Consider the following 19,282-nt stretch of genomic DNA (forward strand, 5'->3'; position numbering starts at 1 on the left):
ACTGTACCCATGGCTGGTTTGATTATTTCCGGACTGCTCGCCCTCGGCGTTGTCGTTTTACTGTTTATGGTAATTCGCATCGTTCCCCAGCGAGAAATTTATGTAGTTGAACGGCTGGGAAAATACCAGTCATCCATGGATGCTGGCCTACACTTTTTGATGCCTTTTATTGATCGTGTCGCCTACAAACATTCTCAGAAAGAAATTGTTCGCGACGTACCGCGCCAAAGCTGTATTACCAAAGATAATATCGAAGTTTCTATCGACGGCGTGATGTATCTACAAGTGGTCGACCCCAAAGCTGCCAGTTACGGTGTAGACGACTATGTCATGGCTGCCCAGCAGCTGGCTCAAACTACTCTGCGCTCCGTTATCGGTAAAATCGATCTAGACAAAACCTTCGAAGAGCGCGGCGAAATTAACATGGAAGTAGTTAGAGCTGTGGACGAAGCCGCACAGCCCTGGGGTGTAAAAGTCCTACGTTACGAAGTAGCCGATATTAACCTTCCCGTCTCCATCAAAGATGCCATGGAGAAACAGGTTCGTGCCGAACGTGAACGTCGCGCCGTGGTTGCTGAATCCGAAGGTGAACGCCAAGCAGCGATTAACCGTTCCGAGGGTGACCGCCAGGCAGCGATTAACCGCTCTGAGGGTGAGAAACAGGAGATGATCAATATCTCTGAAGGTGAAAAAATGAAACAGATCAATGAAGCGGAAGGGCGCGCTCAGCAAATTGAACTGATTGCCACCGCCACCGGCGAAGGTCTGCGCCAGGTTGCCGCAGCCGTGAAGGAAGACGGCGGCCAGGAAGCCGTTAGCCTGCGCATTGCAGAGCAATACGTGACCGCCTTCGAAAAAGTTGCCAAGGAATCCACCACCATGCTGCTCCCCCAGGGCCTCAGCGATATCGGCGGCACCGTCGCCAGCCTGCAAAAAGTCCTTAAGACCGTGGAAAAAACCCCGGCCTGAGGAGCACGTTAAAAATTGAAAAGCGCGACCGGGGTAAAAGCGGTAATCGAAACCGCTTTCCCCGCGCCGCAGCGCCAGGCGCCTTTCACAGCCACTACCGCGCAAAATTCAACACACAATCTCGCGCCTTTTCAACTTCAAATTTCAAACTCACCTGCAAGGCTTGCATTCTCTTCTTATCACCCCAATAGCCTTGATATCCCATTACAAAGATTCAGGAGTCACCATGTCCCGTCATTTTGAAAAAGCCAACGGCTTGTTCGAGCATCCGGACGAGGTAACCCAAGAATACCTATTCAATCAAACCATGCTGCGCGTTAAAGATCCGAAACGCAGTCTGGATTTCTATACCCGAGTGCTGGGCATGCGACTGGTGCGCAAGCTTGATTTCCCTGAAATGAAATTTAGCCTTTATTTTCTTGGCTATCTAAGTGAGGAAGAAGCGGGAGACGTACCCAAAAATGATGCCCAGAGACTGACTTTCACCTTCGGTCGTGAAGCCATGCTAGAGCTAACCCACAATTGGGGCAGCGAAGAGGATCCAGACTTTTCTTACCATGACGGCAATGCTGAGCCCCAGGGTTTCGGCCATATCGGTATCACCGTTCCCGATGTATATGCCGCTGCCGAGCGCTTTGAGAAAATGGATGTGACTTTCGTCAAGCGTCCGGATGACGGCAAAATGAAAGGTCTCGCTTTTATCAAAGACCCCGATGGTTACTGGATTGAGATTCTTCAGGCCGACATGATGGAACAACAGCAATCCTAATCATCATGTTGCGTACTATCGTAGTAAAACCCCGTCCGGCTCGTTAGATCGGAACGAAAAAAAGAATCAGCCCCCATGCTACAATACCGCCATCACTGCGGTTAAACATTGGGGGTTTTCTTGCTGACACGCCTTCCTCCCTGGGTCGAAGTTGGAGCCTTTTTGCTCGCGTTTCTGGCGGGCAGTGTCAATGCCGTAGGGCTACTGGGCTTTAGCCATCAATCCGTTTCTCACCTGACAGGCACCTCATCACTGTTAGGCCTGGCATTGGCCGAATTAGCTCTCAGCAATGTATTACACCTGCTTTTCACCCTGATAAGCTTTCTCGCCGGCGCCATCCTCAGCGGCTTACTCATTACCAGCACGGCCCTCAAACTTGGCCGCCACTACGGTTTTTCCCTGCTGATTGAAGCGGCCCTACTCATCTTGGCGATGCTATTTCTGCAACGTGGCAATGATATCGGTGTCTATCTGGCATCCATGGCCTGCGGCTTGCAAAACGCCATGGTCACCACTTACAGCGGCTCCATCATTCGCACCACTCACTTGTCAGGGATCTTCACTGATTTGGGCATCATGCTCGGCAACCGTTTGCGCGGTATTCCTCTCAATGGGCGCCGGCTGTTGCTGTTTCTCTTGCTGATTAGCGGCTTTATCTGTGGCGGAGTCATCGGCACTTTATTATTCCGCCTGCTGCATTTTTCTGCGCTGATCGCGCCGGCAACCTTAGCCGCGTTACTAGCGGTAATTTATTGGGGATACAGCCGACAACACCGCTAACGCCATCCGTATCCACGCAGGGTCACCACGTTAATTGGTCGGAGAACCAGAGCCGCAGACGTCATTGCTGCCAGGCATAATCCATCTGCCGGGCGGTGCGCTCGGCCAGCTCACGGCTGTGCAACCGCTCAACCAAATGCAGACTCATATCGATACCCGCAGAAATACCCGCAGAAGTGAGTCGGTTTCCATCTTCAACCCAACGCACTTCGCTGTGAACGTCTAGGTCAGGAAAACCCGCGCGTAGCTCAGCAAGATCTTCCCAGTGCGTTGTCACTTTTTCATTGGAAAGCAACCCCGCCTTGGCCAACAGAAACGCACCGGTGCAGACCGACGTCACCCAACCAGCCGGCTCTCCAGCCCGGCGAATTGCGCAAAGCAGGGCAGGGTTACGGATGGCCTGAGTATGTACACCCCCACTAACCAACAACACATCCAGCGGCGGATGATCATCTAGGGTGAAGTGGCTTTGCACGGAAAACCCTCCACGAGCCATCACCGTTATGGTTTCACTGATCAATGAAACACACCAAGGCGTGACCTCACACAAGCGAGCCGCCGTAGCAAACACCTCATAAGGGCCAGCAAAATCCAATACCTCGGCATCATCGTAGATCACAATCCCGATTTGCTGCATGACGGTTCCTATAGATTATTTAGCAGAAGAAACGCGCCGAATCACCAGAGTAATGCCGCCCAGAATGGCCGCCGATGCCAGCACCAGACGCAGAGTGAGCGCCTCATCCATCCACAATACGCCCGCCAGCGCTGCAAGCACCGGCACGCTCAATTGCACCGTGGCTGCCGTAGAGCTAGCCAGCCCACGCAACGCCAGATACCAGGTAGCGTAACCGGCTCCCGATGCCAGGGCACCGGACAACGCCGCATACACCAGCCCCGACACCTTTGGCCATTGGCTCGGCCAAGCGAACAGCGCCAACGGTAGCAGCCAGATCAATGCACGCAGGAAATTGCCCGCGGTGACCGCCGTGGCGTCGGCCGCGCCCTTGCCCCGCAGGGAGTACACACCCCAGGCTGCACCTGCCACCAGCATCACTATTGCTGCCGCCAGCGGCGGGGCCGTCGCGCCGGGCAACATCAACGCCACCAAGCCACTCAGCGCCAATGCCAGCCCCAGCCACTGGGCTCGCGCCAAGCGCTCCCCACGATATAAACCAACACCCACCATGGTGGCCTGCACCGCGCCGAACAGCAGCAAGGCGCCCGTACCTGTGGCGAGCGCCACGTAAGCCAGCGAAAACCCGGCGGCGTAAACAAACAACGCTAAGGCCGAGCCATGATTACCCTGTGTGACCATGGCTTTCACTTGCCGGTCTCGCAGCAACAGGATCAGCGCCAACATCAGCGCTCCGGACAGCAAACGCACTGCGGTGAAGCTGGCGGCATCAATGGCGCCTTCACGCAACGCCAAACGGCACAACACCGAATTGGCCGCAAAAGCCAGCATCGCCAAAGCCGTCAAGACCAGGCTACGTTTCGCTGACATCAACAAACCACCCATAGTGCGTTCACGATGGATCTTGGCCGGATCTCCACTCGGCTATTTTTCTGGCCGATTAACGGCATACCCTCTCCCTGCCTTTTGCGTGCGGCTAGCCCACCTCGCCCAGCAACACACTTACCGTGCCCACATTAAACAGCACCGTGCACCAGAAAATTCCAGTGAACGGTTGCTTACGGGTTTTGTGACGAAACAGAGAACGAGCCAACATCGCACCGGGCCACCCCCGGCCAGCGCCAATAGGTGCAAGCTTTGCTCAGAAGTACGAGAACCCCCTCGCACGGCGACGCGCTTATCCCACCCATAAAGCCCGAATACAAGCACCGACGGCACCGCATAAACGCCTGCCAAGTAGGGCAGCAGGCTGTTGTGGCGGGCATAAATGCCCAACACTAGCGCAAACACTGCAAGGGCCATCAGTGCCGCGATGATGCCCGATGCAGCAACTGCCTTGGAACCTGTGCGACGGCGCGATCTCCGGGGCCGGCCCTTCCCCTTAGTGGCCATGCCAGGCCCACAGGGCCGCCAGCAACGCCACCGGGGCGGTTTCCGCTCGCAACACCCGGTTGCCTAACGCGAACGGGCTAAAGCCCGCATCCGCCGCCTGCTGTAATTCATCATTGGAAAAGCCACCTTCCGGCCCCGTCAGCAACGCCAGCTCCGTTTGCCCCTGCAAGGTAGCCGCAGAGAAGGGCTTTTCGCCCGGATGGGCTATCAACTTCAGGGCGGGAAGATCAGATGTCAGCCAGTCACGCAGGCTCAGCACGCCGTGCACCACCGGCACCCGGTTCAGGCCACATTGCTCACAGGCACTAATAGCGACTTGCAGCCAATGGCCCAGCTTCTTTTCCTGACGCTCACCCTTTAGGCGGACTTCACAACGTTCCGTGTCCAGGATCACCAGGGCAGTGGCGCCCAGCTCAGTGGCCTTCTGGATCGCATAGTCCATGCGCTCGCCTTTGATCATCGGCAACGCCACCGTCACCGCCAAAGGAGCGCAACGATCTTCATCCGTGAACGTAAGCGGCTCAATGCAGACCGCCTTTTTGCTGATGGCAGAGATACGCGCTAACCATTCACCGCCGCGGCCGTTAAACACCACTAATTCATCAGCCACCGCCATGCGTAACACCTTGCCAATATGGTGGCTGGCGCTAGCACCCAACTCTACAAGCTGACCTACATGAAAGTTCTGATCATCAAAAAAGCGGCGCGGCATGGAATCTCCATCACGAATAGGTGCCAGCGGGAAAAACAAAAGGCTACCATACCTGCGCCACGCCCCCGGCGTGATTTTGCCAACCCGATGGATGAGACATTGCCTATGGGCGAGATTGTACAGTCGGCATTCCGGCCACCACTATGGTTACGCAACCCCCACCTGCAAACCCTGTGGGGGCCCATGGGCCGCACCCTGCCGGAAGTGACGCGGCGCACGGAACGGCTGAACCTGAAAGACGGTGATTATCTGTTGCTAGACTGGGCCGGACCACAGAGCCAACCCGGGCAGCTGACGGTGATGTTATTACATGGGCTATCCGGGTGCAGCGACTCCCATTACATGCGCGGCATACAAAAAGTGTTGGCTGAAGCGGGAATCCGTTCTGTGGCCATCAACAGTCGCGGGGCCAAAAAACCCAACGACACCGCGTTGTGTTATCACGCGGGCGAAGTGGATGATGTGGATGCAGTGATCGACCATGTGTTCCACGAAAACCCCACTGGCCACCGCATTGCCATCGGCGTCTCTCTAGGCGGCAGCCGGCTACTGAACTGGCTGGCCCACCGGGACAACAACCACCTCAGTGCCGTAGCCACCATTTGTGCTCCCTTGCGGCTGGATATCTGTGCCAACCGGCTGGATCAAGGCTTGTCGAAGTTGTACCGCCAACACCTGTTAAAAAACCTTTTGACCAACTTCGAAAGGCAGAAAATCCATCTGGACAAGGTCAACCCCCCGGAGGCCAAACGACTACATCGCCTGAACATGAATAGCATCCGTTCGTTTTGGCGCTACGACGACCAGATCATCGCCCCGTTATATGGCTTTCGGAGTGCCTGGCATTATTACGCGCAATGCTCCGCGGGTCCCAAGTTGCTACAAATCCGCACCCCCACGTTGATGCTGCAAAACCGTGACGACCCGTTTATGACTCCACAAACGTTACCCCGGCAGGAAGAGCTCGGGCCAGCGGTGACACTGGAGGTAAGCGATTACGGTGGGCATGTGGGCTTTGTCGGCTACAAAAGCCAGCGTTACTGGTTAGAACAACGGCTATTAGCGTTTGTGCAAGGTTTCGGGATTCGCTGAGGCTCCACAGGCAGCCCTCAGCAACCCGAGGGTGACAGCTCAACAGCATGGCCCAGCAGCAACTCGCTGGTGTTATGGGCGGCTCGATAACGCTCTTTCATTTCCGCCAGGTGATTTCGAGCCTCACCTTTTAGGAAGGGCTCCTCGAGGCAAATAATCTGGTACACCCCATGACGCATCAAGCTCTCATCCAGCTCCTCATTAGCAGCAGCATCCGGGCGCAAACCATGTACCAGGGAGGCCCACGATGACATCAGCACCCAGGTATTGACCATCAAACCCTGCAGTTGCTCATCATCCAACGCCAGTATCCCGCTGCTACGCAGCTTTTCGTAAATCACGGTCCCGCGTACCAGAATGGCTTCCACAAACTGTTGATAACGTGTTGCTAGAGCAGTCTCCTCCGCGTGCAGAAAATGAGACAGGTCGCGGTGAAAAAATCGATACTGCCACATGGACGCCAGCAGCCCCTCGAAATAATGCACCTTCACCTGCCAGCTCAACGGCCCCTGAGGCGCCTCCAACAAGCTCAGCAATTGTTGTTGGTAACGGTCGAAAAGCGCTGACACGATCACGCCTTTGTTTCGAAAGTGGTAATACAGGTTGCCTGGACTAATCCCCAGGGCCTCGGCAATGTGGTTGGTGGTCACGTTGCGCTCTCCTTGTCGATTGAACAAGACAAGGCTGGTTTCCAAAATGCGCGCTTTAGTGCTGGTCATAAGGGGCCAAATGTGGTCTTTCTGATACACGATGTTGACTCTTAGAGTAATTACTCTAAAAATCAGACTCAAGATTAATTTTTAATCACTCCATCATACATAACAATTCAACTCGGGAGGCGAGGACCATGGTCGCCGAAGTAAAAGATCTGCACAGAAATAACCCAGACATCGCCCGCTTGCAGAGCATATTCACTGCTCAAAAAGCCGCATACCGTCAGAACCCTTACCCTAGCGCCGAACAGCGTCTTGAGTTAATCAGCAGACTCAAGCCATTGCTGGTCGATCATGTTGATGCTTGGATCGACGCTCTGAACAACGACTTCACCACCCGTGCTGCGGATGAAACCAAACTCGCAGAAATCATGATGACCCTAGAAGGGCTGAAATACACCACTAAGAAACTACGCAAATGGATGAAGCCCTCCAAGCGCCATGTGAGCGCCATGAATTGGCCGGGCAAAACCTGGGTGGAATATCAGCCGCTCGGCGTGGTGGGCATTATCGTGCCCTGGAACTATCCGGTGCAGCTGGCGGTAGTACCGCTAATTACTGCTCTGGCCGCCGGTAACCGGGTGATGATCAAGATGAGTGAGGCCACACCTCGCACTGGCGCGCTGCTGGAAAAATTGATCACCAACATCTTCCCACAGGAACAAGTTGCCGTGATCAATGGCGAAGTGGATGTAGCGCAGGCTTTCTCTGAACTGCCTTTCGACCACCTCCTTTTCACCGGCTCCACGACCATTGGCAAGCACATTATGCGCGCGGCCTCCGCTAACCTGACTCCAGTCACCCTGGAACTGGGCGGCAAAAGCCCCTGCATCATCGGCCAGGACTTCCCCATGAAGGACGCGGCCGAACGTATCGCCTTCGGTAAATGCTTGAATTCCGGACAAACCTGTGTGGCTCCAGACTACATTCTCTGCCCAGAAAATCGCGTGCAAGAATTTGTCGACGCATGGAAAGCCCAGGTTACCCAGTCCTACCCGACCATGGTGAACAACCCGGACTTCACTGCCATTGTGAACCCACGTCAGCAAAAACGGCTGCTGGGTTATCTCGACGACGCCAAAGCCAAAGGCGCAGATGTAATTGAGATCAACCCGGCTAATGAAGACTTCAGCGGTAGCCAGAAGGTGCCACACACCTTGGTACTGAATGTGAACGACGACATGGACATCGCCCAAGACGAGATCTTCGGCCCACTGATGATTGTCGTGCCTTACAAAACGCTGGATGAGGCCATCGAATACGTGAACGACCGGCCCCGCCCGCTAGCGCTTTACTATTTCGACTGGAATCAGGACAACTGCAATCGTGTGCTCAAGAACACACACTCCGGCGGCGTATGCCTGAACGACACCATCTCTCATGTAGGTGTAGATGACATACCTTTCGGCGGCATCGGCCCGTCTGGCATGGGCGCTTATCATGGCCCAGAAGGTTTCCAAACTTTCTCTCAGGCCAAAGGCATTTACAAAAAAGGGAAGATGAACGCTACCAAATACATACTCCCTCCCTACGGGCGTAGTATCCATAAGCTCATCTACAAGTTCCTGCTGAAATAAAAGTAACCGTAGCTGCTATAGGAGCGTCGCTCATCGCGTCATTCAAACTTAACTAGGTGCCCGTTACCACAAAGAGCACCTAGTTAAGTTGGGCTATTGCGCCGCTCCTACACTACAGATAACGACTAATACAAAAAAAAGAGTGCGCAATGGATCAGGAAATCAATCGCCGCGGCTTCCTCAAGCTCAGCGCCGCAGGCAGTGCTGTGCTGGCTACCGGTTCCGGGCTGGCCCTGCTTACTGGTTGCTCCAGTAACGACGGACCTGCAACCGGCTACAAACACTTCCGCCAACAAGACGTCGACCTGCTTACCCCGCTGGTGGGTGCCGTGCTCGGCCCTGCCCTCACCAATGTAGGCGCTAGCGCTGAAGACGGCATGAAAGCCTTCGATGACCTACTCGAAGGCGGCATGCCCGGCACCCGGGCTGCACTATTCCAGGTGCTCGATCTGATGCAACTGGGTGCCGCCCGCTGGTATATAACCGGCACCTGGGCCAGCTTTGCCGATCAGAGTGAACAAGAAATTAAGCAAACCCTCACCGAATGGTCCGCCAGTGAGCGAAGCCTATCACGCATGGCCTTTAAAGGGCTGACCCAGCCGATCCATATGGCTTGGTATGTAAAACCGGCCGCCGCTCGCAGCACCGGCTACCCCGGCCCGCCCAAGAAAATTATTGCCTAACACGCGCCGCTTGCGGCCTTTATCGCGTGTACTGCTAGCCAAAGAAAAAGGATAATGCCATGCAGGACCTCTCTACCCTTACCATCAACGTGAAAGACCCGTGGAAAAACCCAGCCAACGGCTGGGATGTTATCGACGGGCGCACCATCACCGACAACCGCACTTTAGAAGCCGATGTCATCATCGTAGGTACTGGTGCTGGCGGCGGCGTTAGTGCAGAAATACTCAGCCAGCGCGGCCTCAAAGTCATACTGGTGGAAGCAGGCAAACTAAAAAGCTCCGACGACTTCAAACTGGATGAAGGTAAGGCCTACCGTGACCTCTACCAAGAGGGCGCGCTACGCGCTACCAAGGATGCCGGCATGACCGTAATGCAGGGGCGCACGGTGGGCGGCACCACCGTGGTTAACTGGACGAGTAGCTTCCGCACCCCCCAGAAAACCCTGCAATACTGGCACGATGAATTCGGCGTACAGGGGCTTAGCCAGGCACAAATGGCTCCCTGGTTTCAACAGATGGAAGATCGTCTAAACATAGAAAAGTGGGCCATGCCGCCCAACGCCAACAACGACATACTGAAACGGGGCTGCGATGACAAAGGCTGGCATTCCGCCATTATCCCCCGCAACGTAAGCGGCTGCTGGAACATCGGTTATTGCGGCATGGGCTGCCCCACCAACGCCAAGCAATCCATGCTGGTCACTACCATTCCCAGCGCTCTAGATCACGGCTCCACACTGATTTACAGCGCTCAGGCCGACACCCTGATCATTGAGGGTGACAGCGTTACCGGCGTGCGAGTGCGGCCACTAAACGATGACAAAAAGCCTACCGGCGCCACAGTAACACTAAAAGCCAAAACCGTAATTGCCGCGGGGGGGGGCATTCAAAGTCCGGCACTGCTGATGCGCTCCGACGCCCCAGACCCGAACGGGCTAGTGGGTAAGCGTACCTTCCTGCATCCCACCACGTTTGTGTTCGGTCTCTACGATAAAGAAATCGCTCCGTATTACGGCGCCCCACAATCCATGTATTCCGACGAGTTCACGTTTAAACACGGAGTCGATGGCCCGGCGGGTTACAAAATGGAAATGATGCCCATGCATCCGGGCCTGTCTGGTGCATTAATAGGCGGATTCGGCGAACGAGCCCGGGAAGAAATCGAACGTCTTCCCAACTTGGCCACCGCTATTGCCCTAATTCGCGATGGCTTCCATGAAGATAACCAAGGTGGCACCGTGGAGTTGCGTGATAACGGCGAACCACTGCTCGATTATCCCGTCAATGACTACCTGCTGGAAGGTGCCAAACGATCCCACCTGACCATGCTGGAAATGCAATTTGCCGCTGGCGCCAAAGAAGTACGGCCCAGCCACGCTCATGCTGGTTACTACAAAAGCTGGAAGGCAGCCCGCGAAGGCGTGGCACAACTGGACTATGCCCCTGTCGTTACCGCGCTGGGCAGCGCCCACGTTATGGGCGGGCTAACCATGGGAGCTGATGAGAGCCGCTGCACCGTCAACAGCGACGGCAGCTACAAGCACCTGAACGGCCTCTATATCATAGACGGCTCCGTATTCCCCACCAGCATTGGCGCCAATCCACAACTCTCCATCTACGGCCTCAGCGCCCGCAATGCCTCAGCATTGGCCGATAAACTGAAAGGCTGAACCACCGCCATCATCCCCCTGCTACGTAGTTACCCTGCGTAGCAGGGACACGTCCTTACCCCTCTATGCGTGCTTTTTTCTCACTTTCCCTGTCAAAACCTCAGGAAGCAGGCGAAGCCACGCGCTAAATGAGGTATAAGTGCGGCATGAAAACCCCACAACGTTTACAGCCCCTGGTCGATGATGGACTCGTCGATGAGGTCATCAGCCGTCTGATGAGTGGCAAGGAAGCCGATATTTTTGTGGTTCGCTGTGGCCAAGAGATCCGCTGCGCGAAAGTCTACAAGGAAGCCGCCAAGCGTAACTTCAAGAAAGCCGCCCAGTACCGGGAAGGACGCAAGGTACGCAACAGCCGACGCAGCCGTGCCATGGAAAAAGGCTCGAAGTTCGGCCGCGAACAGCAAGAAAAGATCTGGCAAAGCGCCGAAGTGGATGCCCTGCGATTACTCGCCCAGGCCGGCGTCCGCGTGCCCAAACCCTACGACATGCTCGAAGGTGTGCTATTAATGGAGCTGGTCACCGACGACGAAGGCGACGTCGCGCCTAGGCTCAGCGACGTTGTCATGTCCGCCGAGCAGGCCGAAGAAGACCACGCCCTAATGATGCAATACGTGGTTCGCATGCTCTGCGCCGGCATCATTCACGGTGACCTGTCAGAATTCAATGTCCTCGTGGACGATTATGGCCCGGTAATCATTGACCTGCCCCAGGCCGTGGATGCCGCCGCCAACAATAACGCCGAGGCCATGCTGTATAGGGATGTAGATAACATGACCCGTTACTACGGCCAATACGCACCATCACTGCGCGGCAGCCGCTACGGCCAAGAAATTTGGGCCTTGTATGAAAGCGGGGAACTGACACCAAACAGCGAACTCACCGGCCAGATGAATGATGATGGGCACATTGCCGATGTAGATGATGTATTGGCAGAGATTAAAGCCGCTTTTGAAGAAGAACAAGAACGCCGCGAACGCATTACTAACAACCACGACGATCCCTACGCCTAAGAAAGGCCGGGCAGGCGGCATTCCCTCACGCCTCCCGGCACAGCATCAAGAGAAGCGGTTAGTAGGCCCTTTTCATTTGCATAGCGCCAAGCAGGATACTTGCTATCCACTTTACGCAAACGTACGGCGAAGTCATCCCGGATGGTATCGGCTGGCCTACTGTAACAAACCAACGACCAACGACAACTTCAGCAACAGCTTCACCTAAGTCGGCTTTCTGATCCTCTTACTAAACACGAGAAAACCTCTGCAAAACACCGTACTTGCTCAGCCATCCATAAGCCCCCTAAATATTCTAACGCTCACGCAAAAGAATAAAGCAAGAACGAAGAGGTAGAAAAAAGAAAACCCGCCGACCTAAAGGCTGGCGGGGAAAAAAATCACAACGAAAGCGCAGACTCTACTTCCTGACAGTTACGACGAGCCAACGCCAAGTTCGACTTGCTCTTATCTAGCACCAAATAAACAAACAAGCCTTCTTTGGAGGCTACAGGGCGGATAATGTGATACTGGGAACCAAGAGTGATAAGGATATCCTCTATCTTGTCATTGAGCCCCAAAGATTTCATTGTTTTCAGCTTGGCGCGGACGACCTCCGTGTTGCCCGCTGCCGCCAACTCTAAATCTAAACCCGTTCCGGCCTGGCCTAGCACCATGCCACTGTTAGCATCAACAATAGCGGTACACATGGCACCATCAGACTGCAGAAGCGCATCCATACTTTCTTTGATATTCGCCACGGTAAATCTCCTTCAACACTTATTTTCCCGAAAATTAACGGGTTCAAATTGATTTTTTGAGTTTCTCTTCAAGCCCGGAGCAACAATTCTTCGCGCCCCAGAGAAGCTGCCCTAACATAGACGCATCGTTGGCCACCACCGCAAGAGCCAGCGGCGGCTTTAGATTCGGAACTTTCATCACTGCAACAACGCCTTCATCAGATTCGACGATCAAGCGACTGCATTCAGATATGCCAGCTTCTTTCGCAATAGCAGAACTTATCGCTGCCAGCGAGCTACCCATCGCAGCAAGTCGGCTCGCGCTTTCTTTATTAACTTGCAACGACGCCACTTCAAATCCGTCCGCACTTAGCAATACGGCAGAAGTAACTCCTTTAGTATTCTCTTGGAAGTTTTCCAATTCTTTCTGGGCAACTGCAGTTTCAGTTTTTCCCAGTGGAGAGGCAGCTTTCATGCTTCCATCATTCCCATTTCGTTAACTTCAATCTGGCAGAGCAGAGCTTCTACCAGCAGTAAAACATCGTCCTTCTCTCTCACATCAACAGAAAATATAGGTGGAGATATATGACGTTCCAGTAAGGTATCGGCCACGCTTTCAATTATCTCAAAATCCTCATTTCCCAATCGCCCAATACCAATAACCATTGGCATGGCGCCTTGTTCCCAAAACGCATCTACAAATATTGATAGATGACTATACAAATCCGGGTGCCCTCCATTTAACAGCACGATTACGCCAGCAGCGTTGTTGGCAAGAATTGGCCACATAAACCGGAACCGCTCCTGACCAGGGGTTCCATACAGCCTCACTCCACCACCATCGGGAATGTCAATGTATCCGTAATCCAACGCCGCTGTGGTCATCGCCTTATCGCACTGATCAATATCTGTGTTCACCACATCAGTGGAAACACACTCCTGATCACTTAACACGGTAATTGCAGTGGTTTTCCCTGCACCCATGGGACCAGTAAAAAGAATTTTAAATTCATCATTTATCATCGCTAAGCACTCAACCCCAACCGGTTGCGCAAACCTTTTATTAGGCCACCGAAACGCCTCTTCCCTTCCTCACTGTTTTCCACCGGCAAGGGGGCCTGGTCAGCTTCTTCAAACACCATCAGGCCACTCATTTCACAAGCATTGATAAAACGATCTAGCTCGTCTTCACCACATTGTGAAATTTTCAGAAGTTGTTCCCGCGTCAACGGTCGCTTGGTCATCAGAGCACACAGTGATAAATGTGTACGACTTTTCTCCAGTGTGCCAAAACTAGGCCAGCGCTTAAGATGAAAAGCCCCTTCAGGATTCATCCACGGCGCCAAATGTATGGCGTCATAACGGGACACCATCCAGCACACAGAGAATAGCGGGCAGGCCACCATATCTTCCGGAAACTCATTTGCTGTCGGCGTCAATGGTCCCAGTGTCACCGAGGATGCAGCTAGTTGGCGAAACAGCGCTTTGCTTGCATAAAAACGTTGTGATGCTGGCTTGAAATACAGGGCGCCCTGCGACGACAGCGCCACCAACAACGTTGCAGGGTTTGTCACATTTCCACTTACCGCTTCATGCAGGGATAACCAGAAAGGAGAGACTTCGTTACCTTCGCTAGATGATGTCAATGGCAGCGTAGGCTCAGCGGGTTGCAACACGGGTGCCCCTTGGCCAAGCAAAATGGCACTCACTTCATCCAGTACAGATAGCAACTGCATTACCCGAAAAGGATGCTGCAGAGTAAAACGGTAAATTGGTTTCTGCTGGTTGCAGTGGTACACGACAATGCGCGGTTTTTTACTATCGTGCCAGCATTGCGTTTCGGGTGTTTTATCACAGGAAATCATCAGCACATCTGCGCTGTCAGGATCACTGAGACACCAGTTCGCTTCAGAGCGCCCCTCCACGATTTTCAGCATGGACAGGCAGGCACTTGCCGTGTCATCACCTAATCCTACAAAACCTAGCCGTTGCTTTTTCATCGCTTATACAATCCATGAAATCGGCATCTATTTCTTTGGGCTCTCCGCTTAACGAGCAGCCCTCTGAGGCCAGCGACTTTCGGTGCTACATCCAGTTATTACGTATATGTAACTCTAGATCCAAATTAGTCCTCTGGGATTTCTATCAGCAAACGGATGGCGACAAGCGGACGAGAAAAGATGACGGGCATAAAAAAATGATTATGCGTTGCGCGTGTTGACTAAAAAGCAAGCCCTACATATACGTATTTCCCCTTACTTTATATAAGCGAATGCTTACATCAGATCGCCATTTCTGAGGAGCCTGCTCGCCTGCGCGGCCTATCCTATGGTGCCTACACGCTCCACACACACAGCTAGGCACACCTGCAACTCTGTCACTGCATCAGGTATGCTTGCGGCACAACAGAGGGTATCCGGCTATACCCGGGTACAGTTTCTACCGTGACAAAGCGAGCCTCAGCATGACCAACCGCGTAATTTACCCCGGCACCTTCGACCCGATTACCAACGGCCACCTGGATCTAGTGGAACGGGCCGCCAAAATGTTTGATGAGGTCGTGGTAGGAATCGCTGCGAGCGAGAAAAAAGGCCCACTCTTCTCTCTGGATGAACGAGTAGAGCTAACCCAGAGCGTGCTCTCTCACCTTCCGAATGTGCGAGTCACCGGATTTTCCAAGCTACTGGCTCATTTCTGTCGTGAAGAAGGCGGTAACATCTTGCTACGGGGCCTGCGGGCCGTCAGTGATTTCGAATACGAGTTCCAGCTGGCCAATATGAACCGCAAGCTCGCTCCGGAGTTGGAAACGGTTTTCCTCACGCCGGCAGAGCACCTGTCTTTTATTTCCAGCTCACTGATTCGTGAGATCGCATTGTTGGACGGCGACGTGAACAACTTTGTGCCACCACTGGTGGCCGAGGCGCTGGAAGAGAAACGCAAGGCGCGACAGAATTAGAACATCGCGACCCGCTTCTAGCGGCAAGCCAAAACGCGATTCTCTACACGATGATCTGGAAAGAGCGTAGCTGCACCCGAGTGTTAAGGCGAGAGCAGGGCCTAAAGTCAAATCATCCACCATAACCGTGTCGTTGCTTGTTTCAACGCCAATAACAATGCAGGAAGCTTCCTGTGGGAGCGCCGGTTAAAGCACGTCTACCAGGGTATAGCTGAATACACGGAGGAATCCCCATGCGCCATCTGCTTTCGCTCCTGCTGCTAATTACTGTTACCGCCCAGGCCGCCGGGCCAGGCAAGAGTGCGGTTGCCAGTGCCCATCCACTGGCAACTCAGGCTGGGCTGAATATTCTGGAGCAGGGCGGCAATGCCTTTGATGCGGCAGTCGCGGTGGCCGCCACTTTGGCCGTGGTCGAACCCTATTCTGCCGGCATGGGCGGCGGTGGCTTCTGGCTGCTACACCGGGAACAGGATGGCTTGCAAACCTTTGTAGATGCCCGCGAAACGGCTCCCGGCGCGGCCACCGCTACCATGTACCAAAACAAAGAGGGTAAGGTGATTCGCGACTGGGCAGTAAACGGCCCCAGCGCTGCCGGCATTCCCGGCCAAGCCGCCGCTTTCGTCCATCTCGCGGACAATTACGGTAAGTTGCCGCTCACTTCCACTCTAGCCCCCGCTATTGCTTTGGCCGAACATGGCTTCCATGTAGAGGAGCATTACCGCAAATTAGCAGGTTACCGGAAAGACGTGCTTAATCGCTTTCCGGAAGCCGCCGCTATCTTCCTGCACAACGGCAAGGTGCCCCCCAACAACCACCTGATTAAACAAGCGGATCTTGCCCGGGTACTCAGAGCCCTCGCTGAAAAGGGAAACGCGGGCTTTTATCAGGGCGAAGTGGCCAAACAGCTGGTAGACGGAGTGCAACAAGCTGGCGGTATCTGGACACTGGACGATCTTGCTAACTATAAGGTTGTAGAGCGCACCCCCACCGTCAGCCAGTTCCGCGGGGGCCGGGTAATCTCAGCCCCACCACCGTCGTCTGGCGGCATCGTTATGGGCGAAGCGCTCAATATTCTCAGCCAACTCAACGACGGCAACACCGCAGAAATAACCCCGCACCTGGCCATCGAGGCCATGCGCCGCGCCTATCAGGACAGGGCACGGTATCTTGGCGACCCGGACTTTGTGGATATACCTGTGGATAAGCTGTTGAGCATAGGCTACGCCGAGCAACGCGCCAGCAGTATTACTCTCGACAAGGCCACTGCCAGCAGCAGCCTGGGCGAGCCCGTCGGCGTAGAAGAAGGCTTTCATACCACCCATTTTTCGGTACTGGATAAAGACGGCAATCGAGTGGCCGCTACGCTAAGCATTAACCTGCCATTCGGTAGCGGCTTTGTGGCCCCCGGCACCGGCGTTCTTCTCAATAACGAAATGGACGACTTCTCCGCCAAACCCGGAAGCCCCAATGCCTATGGCCTGGTCGGCAGCCAGGCCAACGCCATTGCCCCCGGCAAGCGCCCCCTGTCATCCATGACCCCCACCTTCGTGGAGTTCGACGACCGCATCGCCATTCTCGGCACCCCCGGCGGCAGCCGCATCATTTCCATGGTAATGCTGGCCGTGCTGGAAGCCAGCAACAACAAACCAGTGGAAGACTGGGTCAACGCAGTGCGCTACCACCATCAATACCTGCCCGACGAAGTGCAGGCGGAGCCGGCATTCATCGACAGCCAAGCCGCAAAAGACTTGGTACGTAGGGGGCATAAGGTGGTTTCCACTGGCCGTAACTACGGCAACATGCAGGCTATACTGTGGCGCCAAGATAGTGGCGAGGTCACCGCTGCCAGCGACCCACGAGGGATCGGTAGCGCCGAAATTCGAGCCCCACATTCATCCAAGGAGCAATCAACAGAGTAGAGGCAAAGCGTTAACTTAATCCTAGGCCAGCAGGCTTTTCTGCCCTCAAATGGAGGTTCGCGTGGACGCTAATGTCACCCTACACCCCCTGAATCAGGGCTTTGCTAACGATCTGTTTACACTCACCAACAGTAATCGAAACTTCCTGCGCGAATGGTTGCCTTGGCTGGATCAGGTGTTAACGGTCGACGACACAAGACACTTCATTGAAACCGCTGAAAAAATGGCCGCCACTGGTGACGCCCACTCCTTTGCCATTGTTCATTTGGGGACTGTATGTGGCGTCACCGGGTTCAATAATATCAACCAACCTCATCACACAGGATCCATCGGGTACTGGCTCGCGCAGACCCACACGGGTCAGGGCATCGCGACAAGTGCGGTCAGGCAACTCCTCAATATTGGTTTCACAGAATATACACTCAACCGGATCGAGATCCGCTGTGCGCTGAACAACAGGCGAAGTCGAGCCCTGCCGGAACGATTGGGTTTTGTGTACGAAGGAACGCTCAGGCAAGCCGAATGGCTTTACGACCGGTTCGTAGATCAGGCGCTCTACGCGTTACTCAAATCCGACTATCGACCATAAATTCGACCGTCGAAAATGACCACACCCTAAGCCCTTACCCACGGCCCCGTGGCCCCGTGGCCCCGTGGCCCTTATACTGCAGCAAGTGATCCGCTGGTACTCTTTACCGCTAACTTACCGCCTAGCGAGTTACAGTCTGACAAGGTCGCCTTTATGCGATCTCTGCTCAATCCTGCTCTCCCGTTGATGCAAGCCCCATGGCTGGCCAGCAACCGGGCTAACCATACCATCTGACCGCAATATTTTCTGAGCGCCCCACACGGGGGATAGTCAACCGTCTAATGCATGAGTTAGGCTACTTTCCGGACATCGCGCCTGCCTTTTCACTAGCCGGCAACGCCATTGGCCCATTGCGCACAGCAGCAGAAGCGCTGTGCAGCGGTAACGCCTGGCTAGCCGATGAGTTTTAACGGCGGATAGACACAATGGGGGAGGCTTATCTCCTCTCATCCTAAGGCTGTCGTCAGCCGTGCTATGGCCCCATTTAACCTTGTGAGCAACTTGGCAAGCGTCAGAATCAACACCCTGTTTACTGCCGCGCCTGGCAGTGTGAATCATCTCCGTCCGCTTGCCGGACGTAATAGGAGCAACCACCATGCAACGTATCGAAATTCACAAGACCTTTCCGTTTTCCGTGGACAAGCTGTTCAACTTTCTCAGCGTGCACGAAAATCTGGAACTGATTTTTGCCCCGGCCAAGATCAAACGTATTAAAGACGGCCAGGACAGCCCCAACGGGGTGGGCTCTACCCGCAAACTGCAGATTCTGATCGCGCCACCGTTCGAAGAAACAGTCACCAAGGTGGTTCCTAATGAGTGTATCGAGTACAGCATCACCAAGGGTAGCCCGCTGAAACACCATAGGGGTGTTATGCGCTTTTCCGAGACAGCCAATGGTGGCAGCCAAATGGACTACACCATCGAATTTGAAAGCAAATTTCCGCTGATCGGCCCCATCATCAAAGTCGGCCTGGCACAGGCTATCGGCCGCGGCCTGAACAAATTAAAACTGTAATTGCCCCAAACAAAGCGATTTACCTAATAAGATTGATCGCCTGAACAGCGTAACCTGACATTAACGTTAACCCGTCATAA

At 54.3% G+C, this 19,282-nt stretch carries 21 protein-coding genes and 1 pseudogene; 12 read left to right on the plus strand and 10 right to left on the minus strand.

Going from position 1 to position 19,282, the window contains the following annotated elements; translation table 11 throughout:
* Positions 1-9 precede the first annotated feature (9 nt).
* From Y017_RS13950 to Y017_RS13960, 3 genes are all read left to right on the plus strand, one after another.
* Positions 10-969 carry an SPFH domain-containing protein gene (locus tag Y017_RS13950; RefSeq protein WP_011587394.1) on the plus strand — a complete coding sequence of 320 codons (960 nt, stop codon included), beginning with the start codon at positions 10-12 and terminating at the stop codon, positions 967-969.
* 226 nt (positions 970-1,195) lie between these two features.
* The gene (gene gloA, locus Y017_RS13955; protein ID WP_011587393.1) at positions 1,196-1,738 is read left to right on the plus strand and encodes a lactoylglutathione lyase; all 543 of its coding nucleotides are present in this window, start codon (positions 1,196-1,198) and stop codon (positions 1,736-1,738) included.
* Positions 1,739-1,900: 162 nt separating this feature from the next.
* The gene (locus Y017_RS13960; protein WP_231483531.1) at positions 1,901-2,518 is read left to right on the plus strand and encodes a YoaK family protein; all 618 of its coding nucleotides are present in this window, start codon (positions 1,901-1,903) and stop codon (positions 2,516-2,518) included.
* 61 nt (positions 2,519-2,579) lie between these two features.
* Here the strand turns inward: Y017_RS13960 and Y017_RS13965 are convergent, their stop codons facing one another.
* The 5 genes and pseudogenes from Y017_RS13965 to Y017_RS13980 all read right to left on the minus strand — a co-directional run bounded on the left by Y017_RS13965 (position 2,580) and on the right by Y017_RS13980 (position 5,259).
* Complete coding sequence (locus tag Y017_RS13965; protein WP_011587391.1) at positions 2,580-3,155, minus strand: DJ-1/PfpI family protein; 576 nt, start codon at positions 3,153-3,155, stop codon at positions 2,580-2,582.
* Between the two features lie 15 nt (positions 3,156-3,170).
* Positions 3,171-4,025, minus strand: coding sequence for a DMT family transporter (locus tag Y017_RS13970; RefSeq protein WP_051428788.1), 855 nt, complete (start codon positions 4,023-4,025; stop codon positions 3,171-3,173).
* 106 nt (positions 4,026-4,131) lie between these two features.
* Entirely contained in the window at positions 4,132-4,251 is a 120-nt protein-coding gene (locus Y017_RS15500) for a DUF1294 domain-containing protein (RefSeq protein WP_231483532.1), read from the minus strand.
* A gap of 12 nt (positions 4,252-4,263) precedes the next feature.
* Positions 4,264-4,547: pseudogene (locus Y017_RS15600) on the minus strand (DUF1294 domain-containing protein); the annotation flags it as partial.
* Complete coding sequence (locus tag Y017_RS13980) at positions 4,537-5,259, minus strand: 16S rRNA (uracil(1498)-N(3))-methyltransferase (protein ID WP_035461584.1); 723 nt, start codon at positions 5,257-5,259, stop codon at positions 4,537-4,539. The pseudogene Y017_RS15600 and the gene Y017_RS13980, both read right to left, overlap by 11 nt.
* A 105-nt stretch (positions 5,260-5,364) precedes the next feature.
* On the opposite strand from Y017_RS13980, the gene Y017_RS13985 reads away from it, so the two are divergent.
* The gene (locus tag Y017_RS13985) at positions 5,365-6,351 is read left to right on the plus strand and encodes a YheT family hydrolase (protein ID WP_035461625.1); all 987 of its coding nucleotides are present in this window, start codon (positions 5,365-5,367) and stop codon (positions 6,349-6,351) included.
* A 17-nt stretch (positions 6,352-6,368) separates the two neighbouring features.
* Here Y017_RS13985 and Y017_RS13990 read toward each other — a convergent pair whose 3' ends face one another.
* Positions 6,369-7,070 (minus strand): TetR/AcrR family transcriptional regulator, encoded by a 702-nt coding sequence (locus Y017_RS13990; RefSeq protein ID WP_035461627.1) that lies wholly within the window; start codon positions 7,068-7,070, stop codon positions 6,369-6,371.
* 128 nt (positions 7,071-7,198) lie between these two features.
* Between Y017_RS13990 and Y017_RS13995 the strand changes: the two genes are divergently transcribed.
* The 4 genes from Y017_RS13995 to Y017_RS14010 all read left to right on the plus strand — a co-directional run bounded on the left by Y017_RS13995 (position 7,199) and on the right by Y017_RS14010 (position 12,004).
* On the plus strand, positions 7,199-8,641 hold the full coding sequence (locus Y017_RS13995; protein WP_011587385.1) for a coniferyl aldehyde dehydrogenase: 1,443 nt from the start codon (positions 7,199-7,201) through the stop codon (positions 8,639-8,641).
* 149 nt (positions 8,642-8,790) lie between these two features.
* The gene (locus Y017_RS14000; RefSeq protein WP_011587384.1) at positions 8,791-9,324 is read left to right on the plus strand and encodes a twin-arginine translocation signal domain-containing protein; all 534 of its coding nucleotides are present in this window, start codon (positions 8,791-8,793) and stop codon (positions 9,322-9,324) included.
* A 59-nt stretch (positions 9,325-9,383) separates the two neighbouring features.
* The gene (locus tag Y017_RS14005; protein WP_035461585.1) at positions 9,384-10,994 is read left to right on the plus strand and encodes a GMC family oxidoreductase; all 1,611 of its coding nucleotides are present in this window, start codon (positions 9,384-9,386) and stop codon (positions 10,992-10,994) included.
* A 146-nt stretch (positions 10,995-11,140) separates the two neighbouring features.
* Positions 11,141-12,004, plus strand: a complete 864-nt coding sequence (locus tag Y017_RS14010) for a PA4780 family RIO1-like protein kinase (RefSeq protein ID WP_035461587.1) — start codon at positions 11,141-11,143, stop codon at positions 12,002-12,004.
* A 380-nt stretch (positions 12,005-12,384) separates the two neighbouring features.
* Here Y017_RS14010 and Y017_RS14015 read toward each other — a convergent pair whose 3' ends face one another.
* The 4 genes from Y017_RS14015 to Y017_RS14030 are packed head-to-tail and all read right to left on the minus strand — an operon-like array spanning position 12,385 to position 14,723.
* Positions 12,385-12,744 carry a hypothetical protein gene (locus tag Y017_RS14015; RefSeq protein ID WP_035461588.1) on the minus strand — a complete coding sequence of 120 codons (360 nt, stop codon included), beginning with the start codon at positions 12,742-12,744 and terminating at the stop codon, positions 12,385-12,387.
* A 43-nt stretch (positions 12,745-12,787) separates the two neighbouring features.
* Positions 12,788-13,198, minus strand: coding sequence for a roadblock/LC7 domain-containing protein (locus tag Y017_RS14020; RefSeq protein ID WP_035461589.1), 411 nt, complete (start codon positions 13,196-13,198; stop codon positions 12,788-12,790).
* Positions 13,195-13,746 (minus strand): ATP/GTP-binding protein, encoded by a 552-nt coding sequence (locus tag Y017_RS14025; protein ID WP_035461590.1) that lies wholly within the window; start codon positions 13,744-13,746, stop codon positions 13,195-13,197. Before Y017_RS14025 ends, Y017_RS14020 begins: the two co-directional genes overlap by 4 nt.
* A 2-nt stretch (positions 13,747-13,748) precedes the next feature.
* Positions 13,749-14,723, minus strand: a complete 975-nt coding sequence (locus Y017_RS14030; protein WP_035461591.1) for a hypothetical protein — start codon at positions 14,721-14,723, stop codon at positions 13,749-13,751.
* A gap of 464 nt (positions 14,724-15,187) precedes the next feature.
* On the opposite strand from Y017_RS14030, the gene coaD reads away from it, so the two are divergent.
* From coaD to Y017_RS14050, 4 genes are all read left to right on the plus strand, one after another.
* Complete coding sequence (coaD, locus tag Y017_RS14035) at positions 15,188-15,679, plus strand: pantetheine-phosphate adenylyltransferase (protein WP_035461592.1); 492 nt, start codon at positions 15,188-15,190, stop codon at positions 15,677-15,679.
* Between the two features lie 233 nt (positions 15,680-15,912).
* Complete coding sequence (gene ggt / locus Y017_RS14040; protein ID WP_035461593.1) at positions 15,913-17,598, plus strand: gamma-glutamyltransferase; 1,686 nt, start codon at positions 15,913-15,915, stop codon at positions 17,596-17,598.
* Between the two features lie 61 nt (positions 17,599-17,659).
* Complete coding sequence (locus Y017_RS14045) at positions 17,660-18,187, plus strand: GNAT family N-acetyltransferase (protein WP_231483534.1); 528 nt, start codon at positions 17,660-17,662, stop codon at positions 18,185-18,187.
* 595 nt (positions 18,188-18,782) lie between these two features.
* Positions 18,783-19,202, plus strand: a complete 420-nt coding sequence (locus tag Y017_RS14050) for an SRPBCC family protein (protein ID WP_035461595.1) — start codon at positions 18,783-18,785, stop codon at positions 19,200-19,202.
* Positions 19,203-19,282 lie beyond the last annotated feature (80 nt).

This window comes from Alcanivorax sp. 97CO-5, assembly GCF_000524665.1.
Taxonomy (GTDB): Bacteria; Pseudomonadota; Gammaproteobacteria; order Pseudomonadales; family Alcanivoracaceae; genus Alcanivorax; species Alcanivorax borkumensis.